Here is a 17,719-nt window from a genome sequence, read left to right as displayed (position 1 = left end):
TTTTTCTACGAATACAGTAAAACGATCCGTTTGTTTACACTTTTTAAGGGGTAAGATCAATAAACCCGTTGCACCTGATCCATCACACGCAAAAAGTTCCCTCCCCATATTTTTGCAAGATCGTTCTCCGAATATCCCTGCCGAATCAATTCTTTAGTAATATTTATCAACTCATTTGCGGCATCACATCCCGGAATTCCCCCTCCTCCGTCAAAATCAGAGCCAATGCCGACATAATCCACACCCACCAGTTTTACAACATGATTGATATGCTCTACGATACATTTTACATCAGTATTCTCCTTTGAAGTGAGAAAATTCAAATACAAACAAATCTGGACAACACCTCCGTGGCGGGCTAAAGCAACGATCTGCTCATCAGTCAAATTTCGCCGATGGTCACAAATAGCACGGCATGATGAATGCGATGCTATAATCGGAGCTGAACTCACTTCCAACGCATCATAAAAAGATTTTTCCGAAGCATGAGAAAGATCCACCATCATTCCTATCCGATTCATCTCTCGCACCACACTTTTCCCGAAATCACTCAATCCATTATGCTCAGGTTCACCGCTGGCAGAATCGCAAATGTCGTTATTCCCATTATGGCACAGAGTCATATATACGACTCCCATATCCCTGAAACGAGACAAATTAGAAATATCTTTTCCGATAGCATACCCATTTTCAATCCCTAAAAAAACAGCCTTCTTCCCGACTCGTTTCAATTCAATAAGATCTTTTCTTGAAAATGCCTGTCCGACCCTATCCTGATGTACGGAAATCTGGCGTTTCAATTCATTCAATATAGCATCAGCCTTTCGGGTAGCAGCTTCAAGAGCAACATCATCCCGTTCCTTCTGAGGCAAATAAGCCACCATACATTCCGCATCGATCTGCCCGTCCCTCATCTTAGGCAAATCGACCTTCAAGCGTGTATCCCTGATCCCTATATCTATCTTATCAGGGAAAAACATAGGAGTATCACAATGAGAATCTAATGAGACATGTCGAAGATGAAAATTTTTCGCTCGAGCATATATTTCCGCCTCTTTAACCAAATGAACAAACAAATTCAACATCTTCTTATTGCCGGCACACACCAAACCTTCAGGATGCCACTGCACACTAAAAATAGACGCTGTTTTAGACTCCATGCCTTCATTGACACCATCAGGCGCAACTGCGCTCTCGATAAATCCCGGAGCAACTTCCCACACCCCTTGATGATGAATAGAATTTACAGCTATACGTCCCTCACCGATCAATGAAGCCAACAAAGTATCCGGCTTTACGGTAACCGTATGCGACACGAATTCGCGGGGCTGTTTCTGGGAATGCTGAATGGCCTCTCCTAAATGTTGGCTCGGAATATCCTGATAATTTTTTCCTCCGAACACAGCATTAATCAACTGATGTCCTCTACAAATTCCAAAGATCGGAATTTGCCTTAAAGAAGCCATACGTAACACTGCAATCTCCCAACAATCCCGAGACAAATCCACATCTTGAAGTTTCGGATGAGGCTCTTCATTCAAAAACAAAGGAGAAATATCCCCTCCTCCTGTTAGCAGCAACCCGTCCAAACGAGCTACAATCCCCGACAACAAGGCAATATCATCACACAATGGAATAAGTACCGGGCTGCCGCCGGCCTTAATAACCGAATTTACATAAAGATTAGCGACACAAGAAGCCCCCTCTTTCGTATATGTAGTTATACCGATCAAAGGTTTTTTGGAATCCTCCGAACAACAAATCTCTTCATCTATTATTCTAAAAAGACTATCCAAATCGGTAGGATAATTTCCTTTTTCCATAAGTCAGGTTTTTAGAAACTGTTTTTAATTTATTTTGAGAAAATCTTTTGGCCTCTTTTTCTAAGAATATTCGGTTTCACAAGTCACAAACACCGAAGTCTTCTCAAACAATGAAACAAAAAGAAGGAAAAGAACCGAAAACAGACCGAAAGATAATATTTCTTTTCCAATAAATTAAAAGCCTGCCTCTATTTTCCGATGCAGAAAATATTATCAAGTCATTTTTACATTTTCTCTCGGGCTATTTTCTCGTTTTCGCTCGTCAGGTAACCCTCTATTATCCTCATAAAAACGACAAAACATACTCAAAAGAAACTATCCGAAATAAATCTTCAAAAAGAATGGCAATCCGACAAAGAACTCTTCTACGATATAAAAACCTTTTCTAAGCAATGCGAGGCGACTCATCATATGAGTCGCCTCGCATCAACTAATTGTTATGTTATGACTAATCTGTTTCTTATCAAAGAGCATTTTCCCGGATCAAATACTCGGCAATCTGTACAGCGTTCAGTGCAGCACCTTTCTTTATCTGATCACTCACAGTCCAAAATGTCAACCCGTTCGGATTAGCAAGATCCTCACGCACACGACCGACATACACAGGATCTTTTCCAGCAATATCGAGCGGCATAGGATATATCTTGTTTGCAAGATCATCCATTAAAACAACGCCCTCCGCTTTAGAAAATGCCTCACGTGCCTCAGCAACCGAAATAGGACGCTCGGTTTCTACCCAAATAGACTCTGAATGAGCACGCATAACCGGAACACGTACGCACATAGCACTCACTTTCACATCTGAATGCATAATTTTCCGCGTCTCGTTGTACATTTTCATCTCCTCCTTCGTATACAATGTATCGGTAAACACATCTACCTGAGGAATTACGTTATATGCCAACTGATAATAAAATTTCTCTACCGTCGGTTTATCTCCCTTCATCAACTCTTCATATTGATGAACCAACTCTGCCATTGCCGATGCTCCAGCACCGCTGGCAGCCTGATACGTAGCTACATGTACGGCCTTTATATGAGACAAATCCTCGATAGCTTTCAACGCTACAACCATCTGAATTGTCGTACAATTCGGATTAGCAATTACTCCTCGAGGACGAATTTTTGCATCCGGCCCATTCACCTCCGGAACTACCAAAGGCACATCGTCATCCATACGAAAAGCGCTCGAGTTATCGATCATCACAGCTCCATATTTCGTAATCGTCGATTCAAACTCTTTTGATGTTCCTGCACCGGCAGAAGTAAAAGCAATGTCCACGCCTTTAAAATCGTCATTATGCTTCAGCTCCTTCACTACAATTTTTTTATTCCGGAAAACATATTCAGATCCGGCACTACGAGAAGAGCCGAACAACAACAATTCATCTACCGGAAAATTTCTTTCATCCAATACACGGAGAAACTCCTGGCCTACCGCACCGCTTGCACCAACAATAGCTACTTTCATTTCTTTGTTTATTTATAACCTATTAAATACAGTTTCTTTTGTTCGGTATTTTTTTATATTTCAATAACAATAATACACGTTCATGCCGCAAAATTAAAACATTTTGTACGATTATCCATATAAAAAGAAGAAAATCTACAATAAATCGATCCTCATATTTACAATTTCTAATATCTTTTCATTTTTAATCCTCTTTTTTGTACTTTTGTAAAGGATTTAAGCCTGTCTGAATTTTTCTCGGACACTCTTTGAGAAATCACAAAGTATTTTCTCACAACAAACAAAAAGTTAGTATGAACATAGAAAATATAATACCAACCCTGCCATTTACAAATCCGGTACTGATATTCTTTATCGTATTAACTATCATTCTCTTTGCTCCATTACTTCTCAACCGATTCAGGATTCCTCACATCATCGGACTGATCATTGCCGGGATGATAATAGGTCCTCATGGATTCGGATTACTCGAACGAGACAGCAGTTTCCAGATATTCGGAAATGTAGGTCTTCTTTACCTGATGTTTTTAGCCGGCCTTGAAATGGATATTAACGATTTCAAGAAAAATAAAACGCAAGGCATCGTATTCGGACTATATACTTTTTTTATCCCGATGATATTAGGGACGACAATCAGCTATTATACCCTACACTTCAATCTGGAAACCTCTATCTTGCTGGCAAGCATGTACGCCTCTCACACCTTGGTAGCCTATCCGATCGTAAGTCGCTATGGCATATCACGGGCCACATCTGTCACAACGACCATTGCCGGCACTATCATTACCGTATTAGGAGCGCTTATCATCCTTGCCGTAATTGCAGGAATGCAGCAAGGCGAAATCAATGAGATATTCTGGATTCGTCTTTTAATATCAATAACGATTTATTGTACCATTATCATATATTCCTTTCCTCGCATTACCCGGTGGTTTTTCAAAAAATACGACGACAATGTATCCCAATATATTTTTGTATTAGCTTTAGTGTTCTCTGCATCATTCATGGCACAACTAGCCGGACTCGAAGCAATTATCGGAGCATTTTTTGCCGGTGTCGTACTCAATCGATTTATTCCGGCTGTTTCTCCTCTAATGAACCGGATAGAATTTGTAGGAAATGCACTTTTTATTCCCTATTTCCTCATCGGTGTCGGAATGTTGATCAATCTGCACGGCGTATTCAGTAGTACAGAGGCCATCATAGTAGCAATCAATATGTCAATCGTTGCTACGGCATCCAAATGGATAGCGGCATGGTTTACTCAAAAAACATTTAAACTTCCGAAAGTTGACCGAAATATGATTTTCGGACTCAGTAATGCACAAGCAGCAGCGACTTTAGCCGCCGTACTTATCGGATATGACCTCGGATTATTCAATTCTAACGTATTGAACGGAACAGTTATCATGATTCTCGTAACATGTACTATCAGTTCTTTCGTAACCGAAAAAGCCGCACGCGAACTTGTAACCAAGCAACAACAAGACGACTATCTTAAAGACAAAATAGATACGGGAGAAGAACGCATTCTGATTCCGATAGCAAATCCCGATACTATAGAAAACCTTGTAAATTTGGCAATACTATTAAAAAATCCGAAAAAGAAAACACCTTTATATGCAATAAACGTCACCGACGACAAATCGCAAGATAACGGATTCAATGCCAAAAACGCTTTGCAAAAAGCGGCCAAGATAGCTTCATCCGCAGATGTCGAAATGGAAACCATAGCTCGGTACGATATGAATATCGCAAGCGGTATCATTCACACAATGAAAGAAAAAAATATCTCGGAAATAGTTATCGGATTGCATCACAAAGCTAATATCGTAGATAGTTTTTTCGGAACAAAAACCGAGAGTTTACTAAAAGGAACAAACAAAATGGTTGCGATCACCAAATGCACCATTCCGGTCAATACGGTAACACGCATTGTCATAGCCGTCCCTGAAAAAGCAGAATTTGAAACCGGATTCGTCAAATGGGTTGACAGAGTGGCCAATATGGTAAAACAGGTCGGATGCCGGGCGATATTCTATGCTCACCCCAATACTATAATACAATTAAAAGCCATTCTCCGCAAAGGGAAATACAATATTCGGAATGAGTTCGAGATATTGGACAATTGGGAAGATATTCTTATGTTAACCGGAATCGTCTTGCAAGACGATTTGTTCATCATTGTAAGTGCAAGACATACTTCCGTATCCTATAATACCGAATTCGACAAACTGCCGTCATTTTTATCCAAATATTTTGCCGGAAACAATATCGTTGTTCTCTATCCCGAACAATTCGGAAAAGAAAGTCAACTCTCCTTTTTCAGCGATCCTCGATCGATGGATGTACAACGGGACTATACTCGTTTTATAGGATTAAGGCTTTTCCTTGAAAATCTGCTGAAGAAAAAGAAACGATGGGGTCATCGTAACCAAAAAAAAGGATAAATAACAAATGTCGCAAAACAAGAAATATTATACCCTGTCGACCCATAAAACATTATATTTTTTATGGGTCGCAACCATCCTATTTTCTGCAACCGTTTTTTCTTCATACGCACAAATAAGCGAGGGAGGTACCCCACCCAGTTTCATGTATCCTGCATCCCAAAAGACAAGAAGCCTTCAAAACAAAAAAAATGGAATCAAAAACATATATATCCCTTTTTCACTCGATGATCTAAAGGCAGATGATGAACGCATGAAAGAGGAATTCTTACCTCCTCGTGTGGCAGTATTGCTCCCGGCCTCTTTTTCTCCTGAAAATTCCGGAGTATGGAGTACTCTTCCGGGAGGAGAACGCATCTGGCAACTCCGGATCATGGCAAATAAGGCCAAGGCAATCTCTCTTTATTATAAAAAATTCAATCTCCCGATCGGAAGCAAGCTATTCATATATAACTCTGCGCATACTCATATATTGGGAGCTTATACACACAAAACTCACTCCGGAAAAGGGAAGTTTGCAACCGAATTCGTTGCAGGAGACGATATAATCCTCGAATATGTTGCCCCTGAAGGTGACGAATTCCCTCAAAATCCGGAAATCGAAATCGAAGAAATAGGATACGGATACAACTATTTAAGCATTAAAGACTCTTACAGTGAAAGTCTATCTGGCAGCTGTATGGTTGACATCAACTGTGAAGAAGGGGAACAATGGCAAGATCATAAGAACGGTGTCGTCAAAATGATTATACCGATAGGTACCAGCAGTTTCTTATGTACCGGGTCTATCCTTAACAATACAAAAGAAGACCTCAAACCTTATTTATTGACGGCATTCCACTGCCTGCTTTCATCTAAAGAACAAGCCTCTGCGTCCGATCTGTCTCAGGCCCAATTCTTTTTCCGATATGAAAATACAAGATGCGGGAGCAACATCTCCACATCTCCGGTATCGATGATCGGATGCACATACATTGCCGGAGTTCCTTTGGAGAATGGTGTTGACGGAGCGTTGCTATTGTTAAACGGGAAAATACCTGACAATCTGAACGCATACTATAACGGATGGGATCGTCGGAATATAGCTCCTCAATCGGGAGTCTGCATACATCACCCGCAAGGCGATGTAAAAAAAATATCGACTTATGACCAACCGGCAGTATCGGACACTTGGAAATCCGGATCGACGCAAGGGTTGCAGGACGGACACTGGAACGTTATATTCAAGAGTACTGCCAACGGACATGGTGTGACAGAAGGCGGATCATCCGGCGCTCCGTTATTCGATCAGAACAAACGCATAACAGGATTTCTGACCGGAGGAAATGCAAATTGTACCGACCGTAAAGAAGGACGGAATCTATTCGGGAAATTAGCTCTTTTCTGGGATCAATGCGGAACAGCCGATGATCAAAGAATCGACAAATATCTAGATCCTATCGGATCGGGAGTCGAGTACCTTGACGGACGTTACGCATTCCCTCCTAAAGCAGTACCCGAACAAGTCTCTGCCAAATGGTCATCTGAAGAAAAAAGGTCTATCGTAAATTGGGAAGCACCCAAAGGAGACGAGCAACCTGTCCGCTACAAGATATACCGAAACAGTACCGAAATAGGTACAACGACCTCGACAAGTTTCTCAGAAACAGCATTGCCTGTAGGCATACATCACTATGACGTCACTGCAATATATGCAGACAACAAAGCTTCCGACCCAGGAAATACGGCAACTATATATGTATATGACATACTTCCTCCAAAAAATATTTCAATAAAACGAACTGACGAAACCGAACTGCAAATAGAGTGGCAAATGCCGATATCCCGACAAAAAATATTTTGGGGAAATGCAACCGACTTTTACAGAATGCAATTAAGAGATAAAGACAATCAGCAAATACCATTCTATTTCGGACAACGCTGGACTACCGACGACTTACAAGAAATAGACGGGTACACACTGGAATCCGTCACATTCCTTTCAGTTGAAGGAGCAACTTACAGTCTTCATATCGATCAAGGGAACTTCTCCTACCAGCAAAAAATCGATCCGACAGATAAAGATCAAATAATAGAAGTAAAACTGCTCAAGCCGGTCACTATCAAAAAAGATGCAGCTTTGACCGTTTCTATATACGCAGAATCATATACGAATAGTCCGGCTGCGACAGACAACGCTGTTCCTATAACACAAAAGGGGAACATATACTCTACCGATGGGCAAAACTGGAAAACCCTGACTCAACACAGCGATAAAGACCACAACTTTTTCTTGCAAGTCGGAATCTCTTCCCTAAAGCAAAGCAATGTTGTCCCTCCTCAACAAGAAATAAAAAAACGGTCTGTCAAGAATAAAAACTCAGATGAAAATTCGCAAATACAATGGCAAACCGTACCCCGGTCTGCACTATTACAAAAAACAAATACGAAAACATGTTCTTCTATTCCTATCCGGTTTAACCGTCCCGACTTTCGTATATACAGAGATGGCACGAATATCACTCCGGAATTAACGACCGACACGATAATAACAGACAAAGAATTATCCCAAGGCAACAACTATACCTATACCATTGAAGCGATCTATCCCGATGGAGTCAGTGCCCTGAGTGATCTCGAAACTTTTTTTCTGAAAACAGAAAGTTTCGAAGCACGAATACGTTCGTTGAAAGTCAACGGTGAAGATGTAGAAATTTCTCAAGAAAATACTTTAAATATACCTCTCGATTGCGATATAAACTCGGCCCGGATCGAGATCGAAGCCCATCCCGGAGCTACGATAATAATGGGAGACCGAATATCCGGAACAGCAGAAATAAATGTCGAGGAAGGAGGCAAATTCAATCAGCCGGTAACCATAATTTCAGAAAGCAAAGAAAACACGCAAGAATTTTCTGTCAATTTGTTTAAATTACCAAACAACATACTTTTATTACGATGGAATGATGTCCTTTCCGTTATCAATAATCCGGAAAACAATAACGGATTACATTTTACCGACTTTGTCTGGTATCGGAATAATCACTATTTAAGTTCAGGAATACCCTATATCAAATTACCCGACGACCATCAAAGTTCTGACAAATACCACATTTTGGTAACTACGGACGAAGGCGTTTCTCTCTCAAGCTGTGAAAAACAAATACAAATCACAGGTGACGAAATACGTCTCTATCCAAATCCGATAAAAGCAGGAGAAAAAATCAAATTATATATCGATTCGCAAAAAGAAAATAATAAAGTCGAAATAACAATCACCGATCTTTCCGGAAAAACCAAAACCTTTTCGGCAATCGGCAACTCGGTAAAATTTACACTATCCGACACTCCCGGAAGCTATATCGTTAAAATAACAACACAGGAAGGCATATCCCGAGAAATAAAAGTAATATGTATCCCATGAGAAAAACATATCTTGCCATGATCTTCTGCTTTATTTTCATAACCTCGTCGGCACAACCGGGGCGTAATGAAATTTCGGTCGGAATATCAGGCGGAATATCGGCATTACATTATTCTGTATCTGAAGGGAAATTCAAACCTCAAGGAGGAGCATCTCTCAATCTCGGTTATTTATTAAAGATAACCGATCTCTGGGGAATCGGTACAGGTACCGAATTATCTCTATACCGATCAAAAGTCAACATTGACCGATACTCTGATAATTATACCGTACTTTCCAATTCAATACCGGACGGAAGTTCTGAACAAAATACATTCGATTTCAGATTTACCTATACCGATTTTCAAGAAGAGCAAAAAGCCCTCTATCTGAATATTCCCATATTTTTCCAGTTACAATCCGACAACCATTCGGGAATATACGCAAAAGCCGGTATAAAAATAGGGATACCGATAACAGCAACCCGCAATAATCGATATTCCGCATTAAAAACTTCGGCGTATTTCCCCTATGAAGATATAGAATACACAGACCTTACGAATCATGGATTCGGAAACTATTCGGCAGCCCGGAACAAATCGGACTTAAAGTTAAAATACTCGCTTTCTCCATTTGCAGAAATAGGATGGAAATGGCATCTCGGAGCACACCAGAACATATATGCAGGTATTTACGGAGAATATGGCGTCCGAAAAATCTATGACACTGCAAACGAAAAACCGTTCCTTCAATATTCCGAAGACGGTACAATAACCGGGAATCCAATCTGGGAAAGCTCTCGTCAAAACGGGAAAACTCCTAAAGCTCTACTCTCTTCTCCCGTACATCTCATGTCGATAGGAGTTACTGTCCGATGGGCAATTTCTTTATGATAACAAGATTAGAAACAACAAATTTTACAATAAAAAATACCATCAAGCCATCTTTACGGTTTTCTCCTGTTTTTTCCTGTTTTCACTCGTCAGATAGTCCGTTATTTTCCTCATAAAAACAGAAAAATATCCTTAAAAGGAACTTTCAAACTTTACTCAAATAAAATTTAAGCAGGTTCTAAAATCCGATTAAACTCTGTTCAGGATCTGTTTTAAGATTTTTTGAGCATGAGGATTATCCGACAAATAAAAAGATCAAAAAGAGATTCAAAAAGTCTGAATATATATTTCTTATCGGAAAATTTAGGTAGGCTCTTATTATTAGAAAAGAGAAATTTACCCTAAATTTGTACATGTAATTATCAACACATATTTCAATACGATCAAATTCATCATTAAATACGACCAATGAACAAAATCATCAGCAAAGAGCATTTTTCAGAAAAAGTAGTAAAACTTGTTGTTGAAGCTCCTCTTATAGCCAAAGCCCGAAAAGCCGGACATTTTGTAATCGTGAGAGTCGGAGAAAAAGGAGAACGCATCCCGTTAACCATTGCATCCGCCGATGTCGCCAAAGGTACTATCACATTAGTAGTACAAGCAGTAGGCCGCTCTTCCCAAAAACTATGTGCGTTGAAAGAAGGCGACTATATTACTGATGTAGTCGGACCTTTGGGACAAGCTACACACATTGAAAAAGTAGGAACAGTCATATGCTGTGGCGGAGGTGTCGGAGTCGCTCCCCTACTCCCCATTGTAGAAGCTTTTAAAAAAGCCGGGAACAAAGTCATTACGGTTTTAGCGGCAAGGACAAAAGAACTCATTATTTTGGAAGAACAGATGAGAGCCAATTCGGATGAAGTCGTAATCATGACCGATGACGGTTCTTATGGGAAAAAAGGATTGATAACAAACGGAGTAGAAGAGATTATCAATCGTGAAAAGGTCGATCTCTGTGTAACTATAGGACCGGCAATCATGATGAAGTTCGTTTCTCTATTGACAAAAAAATACGATATACCGACGGTAGCCTCTCTAAACACGATCATGGTCGATGGGACAGGTATGTGTGGAGCATGCCGGATAACAGTGGGAGGCAAAACAAAATTTGTCTGTGTTGACGGACCTGAATTTGACGCACACCAAGTAGATTTTGACGAAATGATGATGCGACTTTCTTCTTACAAAGGAATAGAATAATATTGAAACTATGAACAATAAAGAATATATGGCAGCTCAAAGAGCTGAAAGCTGGCGGGAAGAATTACGTCGGAACAAAAAAAACAAAGATCGTATCGATATTCCCCGGGTACACATGAACGAACTCGACCCGGCTTACCGAATCACCAACACCGAAGAAGTAAACCAAGGTCTTACGAAAGAACAAGCTCTTACAGAAGCTTGCAGATGCCTCGACTGTCCAGATCCTTTATGCATTACAGGCTGTCCGGTAGGAATCAACATCCCGAAATTCATCAAAAATATCGAACGAGGAGAATTTCTCGAAGCCGCAAAAACTCTGAAAGAAACCAGTGCATTACCTGCCGTATGCGGTCGGGTATGCCCACAAGAAAAACAATGTGAATCTAAATGTTTTTACACGCAAAAACTCCACAAAGAGGCTGTTGCAATAGGATATCTCGAACGATTTGCTGCAGATTATGAACGAGAAAGCGGGCAAATGTCCATTCCCGAGATAACTTCACGAAACGGTATTAAAATTGCAGTAGTCGGATCAGGACCTGCCGGACTTTCTTTTGCCGGAGATATGATAAAAAAAGGATATTCTGTGACCGTATTCGAAGCACTTCACGAAATCGGAGGAGTATTAAAATACGGAATTCCCGAATTCCGATTACCGAACAAAATCGTCGATGTCGAAATCGACAACCTTCGTAAAATGGGTGTGGAATTCATGGCCGACTGTATCATCGGAAAAACTCTGACTTATGAAGACCTGCATGAAATGGGATTTAAAGGCATATTCGTAGCCAGCGGTGCGGGATTGCCCCGTTTCATGAACATACCGGGAGAAAATCTCATAGGTGTGATGTCCAGCAATGAATACCTAACTCGTGTCAATCTCATGGATGCCGCCAGTTCCGATTCGGACACTCCGGTCATAAAAGGTAAACGAGTCGCTATTATAGGCGGAGGAAATACTGCGATGGATTCCGTCCGCACGGCACGTCGGTTAGGGGCAGATCGAGCAATGATCGTCTATCGACGTTCTGAAGAGGAGATGCCGGCTCGTATAGAAGAAATAAAACATGCCAAACAAGAAGGTGTCGAATTTTTGACCCTCCATAATCCCATAGAATATATCGGAGACCAAACCGGACATGTCAAACAAATGCGTCTTCAAAAAATGGAATTAGGAGAACCGGATGCATCCGGAAGAAGAAGTCCCGTTCCTATTCCCGGAGCAACCGACCTAATCGATATAGATGAAGTCGTTGTTAGCGTAGGGGTATCTCCTAACCCTCTTATCCCAAATTCTATAAAAGGATTGGAAGTCAGTAAATGGGGTACGATTGTCGTAAATCAGGAAACTATGCAATCCGACATTCCCGATCTTTTTGCAGGAGGAGATATCGTTCGGGGAGGAGCAACCGTAATTCTGGCAATGGGAGACGGGCGACGAGCAGCCGCAGCAATGGACGAATACATTAAATCCCAAGCATAAACACAACAGGCTGCCTTATTTAGAGCAGCCTGCTTTTTATTATACCAATACGGTTTTATTTTCTATTAGGACAATCTCTGTTTTTTTCGCAGCAAGGTTTCGGATTGTCGCATTTTTCCTTTGGACAATTTTTGTTTGGGCAATCTCCCTTTCTCTGCGGGCATTCGGTTTTTGACTTAGGACATTCTTTTTTATTTTGTGCAATCGCATTACCGCCGATCATCATCGATACGGCCATAAAAGCTAATACTAAACCTTTTTTCATCATCATATAATATTAAAATTTGACTGTACAAATATAGAAACCGAAAGCCGTTTTTCTCTTTAACAAAATATAAAAAGCGCTGTCACGCAACTCCTAAATAACTATAAAATACAAGCAATAACTAAAAAAACTATATCAATAACCATTTTAACTAAAAAAAACGTTTTTAACCGCTCCAGATTCCAACTCATTCTATCCGTTTAAATATTCCCTGTTCCCCTGTTTATACATCAGAAAAAAAATGTATCTTCGTAAGATTAAAATAGAGAACACATGGAAGAATGGCTATCTCGAACCGAACAGCTTTTAGGAAAAGACACACTATCCGCACTACAAAATTCCCACGTTCTTATCGTCGGTGTAGGAGGAGTCGGTGCGTATGCCGCCGAGATGATCTGTAGAGCCGGAGTTCAAGAGATTACCATCATTGACGGAGATAACGTAAACCCGACGAATATCAACCGCCAGTTAATTGCAATGCATAGCACGGTCGGCAAACCCAAAACCCAAATTCTCGCACAGCGACTATTGGATATCAATCCCCGACTCAACATACATATAAAGCAGTTATATATGGACGAAGTCCAAACCGAAATACTACTCGATGAAGCAAAATATGATTATGTAATCGACGCAATCGATACTATCAGCCCCAAAATCGCACTATTGACAGGTTGCCTGAAACGAAAAATAAAGGTCATATCTTCTATGGGTGCAGGCGGTCGCATCGATCCTACACGCATTGCATACGCAGATATTTCGGAAACATACCATTGCGCTTTAGCCAAAGCTGTAAGGAAAAGGTTAAAAGATGCAGGCATAAGCAAAGGTATCAAAGTCGTGTTCTCTTCGGAACAACCCGACCGCAATGCGATCATACGAACAGATGAAGAGCGAAACAAAAAATCGACAGTCGGGACAATTTCTTACCTGCCGGCAATCTTCGGATGTTATTTAGCTGCCTATGTCATACGCAAACTTTCACAAAAATGATCGATATTATAAATATACATAAAAGTTACGGATCTCTCGAAGTGTTGAAAGGGATCAATGCCCATATCGGCAAAGGTGAGATCGTTTCTATCGTAGGCCCGAGCGGAGCAGGTAAAACAACACTATTGCAAATCATAGGAACTCTGGATAAACCCGACTCGGGAGAAATACACATCGGAGAAGTGCAGACCGGGAAATTAAAAAAGAAAGAGTTGTCCGTTTTCCGAAATAATCACATCGGTTTTGTATTCCAGTTTCACCAATTACTCCCGGAATTTACAGCCATCGAAAATGTTATGATTCCGGCATTAATCCGAAAAGAAAAATCTTCGGTCGCCCGTAAACGTGCAAAAGAGATACTGGACTATTTAAACCTATCGGATAGGATGGAACACAAACCTGCTCAATTATCCGGAGGAGAAAAACAAAGAGTGGCTGTTGCCCGTGCATTAATAAACCAACCGGATGTTATTTTAGCAGACGAACCGTCAGGCAGTCTCGACACCCAAAATAAAGAAGAGTTACACAAACTCTTCTTTGACCTGAGAAACGAAATGGGACAAACATTTGTTATTGTTACGCACGACGAATCTTTAGCCCTAATCACAGATCGGGTAATACACATGAAAGACGGCCAGATAATTACTCCGGAAGAGAACATAAACGAAGTCTTATGAAACAATCATTTCAATTTATACTATTTTTAATAATTGTAATTCTCAGCGCCTGTAATGACGATGTCCGATACGATTATGGAAATTTTCGAATGGACTTTGTAACGGTTCTCTCTCCAGAAGAAGGAATACGGTTTCTTAGAGATGACGGGATCATCTTGCTCTCCGAAACAGCAAACGACGCAGATAACAAATATCTCGTTACCGGAAAAAGAATCCTATTGAGATATATACCCGGAGAACAAATTTCTCAAACAGAACTATCGGCAAAGATACAATCGATAACCTTCATTCCAGAAGGGAATATAACGTTCGTTTCACAAAAAGAACAAACCGAATCATTCGGTAATGACCCGCTATATATCATCTCGCTTTGGCCCGGAGGCGGATATTTAAACCTCCGCTATAAAATAGAACAAAATAATGACAAACACCAGTTCGCTTTACTTTATATTCAAGAAAACCAAGCCTCGCCGGATACGATTTTTCTTGAACTGCGACATAAAGCAGACAGCGATAATCCGGGCTATTTAAGCAAAGGTTATGCCGCCTTTTCTCTGCAAAAAATACAAGACAAGATTCCGGAAGCAAAAGCCATAAAAGTCAATGCAAACGTGAGTAATCTAAAACAACAATATTTTATATTTAATACACAAACATTATGAACGAAAAGAACCAATTACAAATAGAACTCAGTGCCGAAGTTGCAGAAGGTATATACTCTAATCTCGCCGTTATCTCCCACTCTTCTTCTGAATTTGTGGTCGATTTTATCCGCATCATGCCGGGAATTCCTAAAGCCCCTGTAAAATCACGAATTGTACTTACTCCCGAACACGCAAAGCGACTGATGTTCGCATTACAAGAGAATATTATAAAATATGAGAAGCAATTCGGCAATATCCGGATTACCGAACCGGAAAACAATATTCCTCCATTCATGACCCCCGGAGGTGAAGCTTAGAGCCCGTATAAATTTCTATCCGAGACAAATTAAACAGATTTTAGAAGATTTTTAATCATTTAAAATAAAAGTTTCCCTCGAATTATGAAAACATACACTATCAATGACTTCGAAAAAATAGAAGAAATTATCAAAAGTGCACAAACCTGCTTCATAGGAATAAATAACCCCGGAAGCGCTCCATATATTATTCCGATGAATTTCGGATATGAAAACGGGACATTCTATCTACACTCAGGACCTGAAGGAAAAAAAACAGAACTCATTCGTAATGATAACCGAATAAGCCTATCTCTCCACGGAAATACCAAATTAGTATTCCAACACCCTGAAGTAGCTTGCAGTTACAGTATGTCTGCTGAAAGTATCATATGCGAAGGAAAAGTCAAATTTATAACCGATTACGATGAGAAAATCCGCTGTCTAAACATTATAATGCGACATTATACCAATCGAGAATTCAAATATAATGCCCCGGCAGTGAATAATATCTGCATTTGGGAAATAAAACCGGAACAAATATTTTGTAAATCTTTCGGGAACTCAGCAAAAAGATAAATAATACAATGAAATCCGCACCCCGATTGTCCTAATTTCTATTAAATCATTACCTTTGTAATGTGTAATTAAATAAAAACATGGAACATAAACTCAATATTTACAACACGCTCAGCAGAAAAAAAGAACTATTTATTCCGCTCAATTCTCCGTACGTAGGTATGTATGTCTGCGGACCTACGGTTTACGGGGACGGACATCTCGGGCATGCTCGTCCGGCAATTACGTTCGATCTGCTTTTCCGTTATCTGAAACATCTCGGATATAAAGTCCGTTATGTACGCAACATTACAGACGTAGGACACCTCGAAAACGATGCGGACGAAGGAGAAGATAAAATTGCAAAAAAAGCGAGGCTCGAGCAATTAGAGCCAATGGAAGTAGTGCAATACTACCTCAACCGATACCACAAAGCAATGGAAGCCTTGAATGTTCTTCCTCCCAGCATAGAGCCCCATGCTTCAGGTCATATTATAGAACAAATCGAATATATAAAAAAAATATTGGATGCAGGATACGCATACATTAGCGACGGATCGGTTTACTTCGATGTCGAAAAGTATAATAAAGAGTATCACTACGGAAAACTCTCCGGACGCAATATCGATGAACTGCTCAATACGACACGGGCTCTTGACGGACAACAAGAAAAACGCAACAGCGTCGATTTCGCTCTTTGGAAAAAAGCCTCACCCGAACATATCATGCGGTGGCCTTCTCCATGGAGTGACGGTTTTCCCGGCTGGCATCTCGAATGTTCTGCAATGGGAACAAAATATTTAGGAGAGGAATTCGACATTCACGGAGGAGGCATGGATCTGCTCTTTCCACATCACGAATGCGAAATCGCTCAGTCTGTAGCGGCACAAGGAAAAGAGACCGTACATTATTGGATGCATAACAACATGATTACGATCAACGGACAGAAAATGGGGAAATCCTTAGGTAATTTCATTACATTAGACCAATTCTTTACCGGAGATCATAAACTGTTATCTCAACCATTCAGTCCTATGACGATACGGTTCTTTATCTTGCAAGCACATTACCGCAGTACGCTTGATTTCAGCAACGATGCCCTCATCGCCGCAGAAAAAGCATATCAACGGCTTAGTGAAGGCTGGGAAAATCTCAATAAGATCATTCCGGGAACAGACTCTACCGTAGATATTAAAAATCTTCGGGAAAAATGTTACGAAGCAATGAACGATGACTTGAGCTCCCCGATCGTCATCTCATATTTATTCGATGCTGTTCGCATTATCAACACAATCCTTTCCGGCAAAGCCTCTATAAATGAAACCGATTTAGAGGAACTAAAAGAGATATTTCAAACATTCATGTTCGATATATTAGGATTAAAAGTAGAAAATAGCACAACGGGCAATGCTTCTAACGAAGCTTACGAAAAAGCTGTCGATCTATTGCTTGATGTACGCCAAGAAGCAAAGAATCATAAAGATTGGCAAACAGCAGACTTTATCCGCAATAAACTCTCTGAAATCGGATTTGAAATCAAAGACACCAAAGACGGTGCTGAATGGAAATTAAATAAATAGT

The 17,719-nt window shown here is 40.4% G+C and carries 14 protein-coding genes; 11 read left to right on the top strand and 3 right to left on the bottom strand.

The window, feature by feature from the left end; translation table 11 throughout:
- Nucleotides 1–56: 56 nt before the first annotated feature.
- Together QUE35_RS09720 and QUE35_RS09715 are read right to left on the bottom strand one after the other, a co-directional pair.
- Nucleotides 57–1,823, bottom strand: coding sequence for a gamma-glutamyl-gamma-aminobutyrate hydrolase family protein (locus tag QUE35_RS09720; RefSeq protein ID WP_022601550.1), 1,767 nt, complete (start codon nucleotides 1,821–1,823; stop codon nucleotides 57–59).
- 463 nt (nucleotides 1,824–2,286) lie between these two features.
- The gene (locus QUE35_RS09715; RefSeq protein ID WP_022390847.1) at nucleotides 2,287–3,294 is read right to left on the bottom strand and encodes an aspartate-semialdehyde dehydrogenase; all 1,008 of its coding nucleotides are present in this window, start codon (nucleotides 3,292–3,294) and stop codon (nucleotides 2,287–2,289) included.
- Between the two features lie 293 nt (nucleotides 3,295–3,587).
- Here QUE35_RS09715 and QUE35_RS09710 point away from each other — a divergent pair, with 293 nt between their 5' ends.
- The 5 genes from QUE35_RS09710 to gltA all read left to right on the top strand — a co-directional run bounded on the left by QUE35_RS09710 (nucleotide 3,588) and on the right by gltA (nucleotide 12,705).
- Complete coding sequence (locus tag QUE35_RS09710) at nucleotides 3,588–5,744, top strand: cation:proton antiporter (protein WP_022600222.1); 2,157 nt, start codon at nucleotides 3,588–3,590, stop codon at nucleotides 5,742–5,744.
- 7 nt (nucleotides 5,745–5,751) lie between these two features.
- Nucleotides 5,752–9,147: a T9SS type A sorting domain-containing protein gene (locus QUE35_RS09705; RefSeq protein ID WP_022600220.1), complete on the top strand. Its 3,396-nt coding sequence runs from the start codon at nucleotides 5,752–5,754 to the stop codon at nucleotides 9,145–9,147.
- Nucleotides 9,144–10,019 carry an outer membrane beta-barrel protein gene (locus QUE35_RS09700; protein ID WP_022600218.1) on the top strand — a complete coding sequence of 292 codons (876 nt, stop codon included), beginning with the start codon at nucleotides 9,144–9,146 and terminating at the stop codon, nucleotides 10,017–10,019. The genes QUE35_RS09705 and QUE35_RS09700 overlap by 4 nt, the downstream gene beginning before the upstream one ends.
- Before the next feature lie 408 nt (nucleotides 10,020–10,427).
- On the top strand, nucleotides 10,428–11,219 hold the full coding sequence (locus tag QUE35_RS09695) for a sulfide/dihydroorotate dehydrogenase-like FAD/NAD-binding protein (RefSeq protein WP_022600216.1): 792 nt from the start codon (nucleotides 10,428–10,430) through the stop codon (nucleotides 11,217–11,219).
- A gap of 10 nt (nucleotides 11,220–11,229) precedes the next feature.
- On the top strand, nucleotides 11,230–12,705 hold the full coding sequence (gene gltA / locus QUE35_RS09690) for an NADPH-dependent glutamate synthase (protein ID WP_022390852.1): 1,476 nt from the start codon (nucleotides 11,230–11,232) through the stop codon (nucleotides 12,703–12,705).
- A gap of 55 nt (nucleotides 12,706–12,760) precedes the next feature.
- Here gltA and QUE35_RS09685 read toward each other — a convergent pair whose 3' ends face one another.
- Nucleotides 12,761–12,976, bottom strand: coding sequence for a hypothetical protein (locus tag QUE35_RS09685; protein WP_022600213.1), 216 nt, complete (start codon nucleotides 12,974–12,976; stop codon nucleotides 12,761–12,763).
- 267 nt (nucleotides 12,977–13,243) lie between these two features.
- Here QUE35_RS09685 and QUE35_RS09680 point away from each other — a divergent pair, with 267 nt between their 5' ends.
- The 6 genes from QUE35_RS09680 to cysS all read left to right on the top strand — a co-directional run bounded on the left by QUE35_RS09680 (nucleotide 13,244) and on the right by cysS (nucleotide 17,718).
- Nucleotides 13,244–13,963 carry a tRNA threonylcarbamoyladenosine dehydratase gene (locus QUE35_RS09680; protein ID WP_009318480.1) on the top strand — a complete coding sequence of 240 codons (720 nt, stop codon included), beginning with the start codon at nucleotides 13,244–13,246 and terminating at the stop codon, nucleotides 13,961–13,963.
- The gene (locus tag QUE35_RS09675) at nucleotides 13,960–14,640 is read left to right on the top strand and encodes an ABC transporter ATP-binding protein (protein ID WP_022600211.1); all 681 of its coding nucleotides are present in this window, start codon (nucleotides 13,960–13,962) and stop codon (nucleotides 14,638–14,640) included. Before QUE35_RS09680 ends, QUE35_RS09675 begins: the two co-directional genes overlap by 4 nt.
- Nucleotides 14,637–15,302: a NigD1/NigD2 family lipoprotein gene (locus QUE35_RS09670; protein ID WP_022600208.1), complete on the top strand. Its 666-nt coding sequence runs from the start codon at nucleotides 14,637–14,639 to the stop codon at nucleotides 15,300–15,302. The genes QUE35_RS09675 and QUE35_RS09670 overlap by 4 nt, the downstream gene beginning before the upstream one ends.
- Nucleotides 15,296–15,601 (top strand): DUF3467 domain-containing protein, encoded by a 306-nt coding sequence (locus QUE35_RS09665; protein WP_031258205.1) that lies wholly within the window; start codon nucleotides 15,296–15,298, stop codon nucleotides 15,599–15,601. The genes QUE35_RS09670 and QUE35_RS09665 overlap by 7 nt, the downstream gene beginning before the upstream one ends.
- Before the next feature lie 84 nt (nucleotides 15,602–15,685).
- Nucleotides 15,686–16,159 carry a pyridoxamine 5'-phosphate oxidase family protein gene (locus QUE35_RS09660; RefSeq protein WP_022600206.1) on the top strand — a complete coding sequence of 158 codons (474 nt, stop codon included), beginning with the start codon at nucleotides 15,686–15,688 and terminating at the stop codon, nucleotides 16,157–16,159.
- 80 nt (nucleotides 16,160–16,239) lie between these two features.
- The gene (gene cysS / locus QUE35_RS09655) at nucleotides 16,240–17,718 is read left to right on the top strand and encodes a cysteine--tRNA ligase (RefSeq protein ID WP_022600204.1); all 1,479 of its coding nucleotides are present in this window, start codon (nucleotides 16,240–16,242) and stop codon (nucleotides 17,716–17,718) included.
- Nucleotide 17,719: the final 1 nt, after the last annotated feature.

The sequence above is a fragment of the Coprobacter fastidiosus genome, from assembly GCF_030296935.1.
GTDB lineage: Bacteria > Bacteroidota > Bacteroidia > Bacteroidales > Coprobacteraceae > Coprobacter > Coprobacter fastidiosus.
Note: the sequence above shows the minus strand (reverse complement) of the source record. Positions and strands in the feature narration are given on the sequence as shown.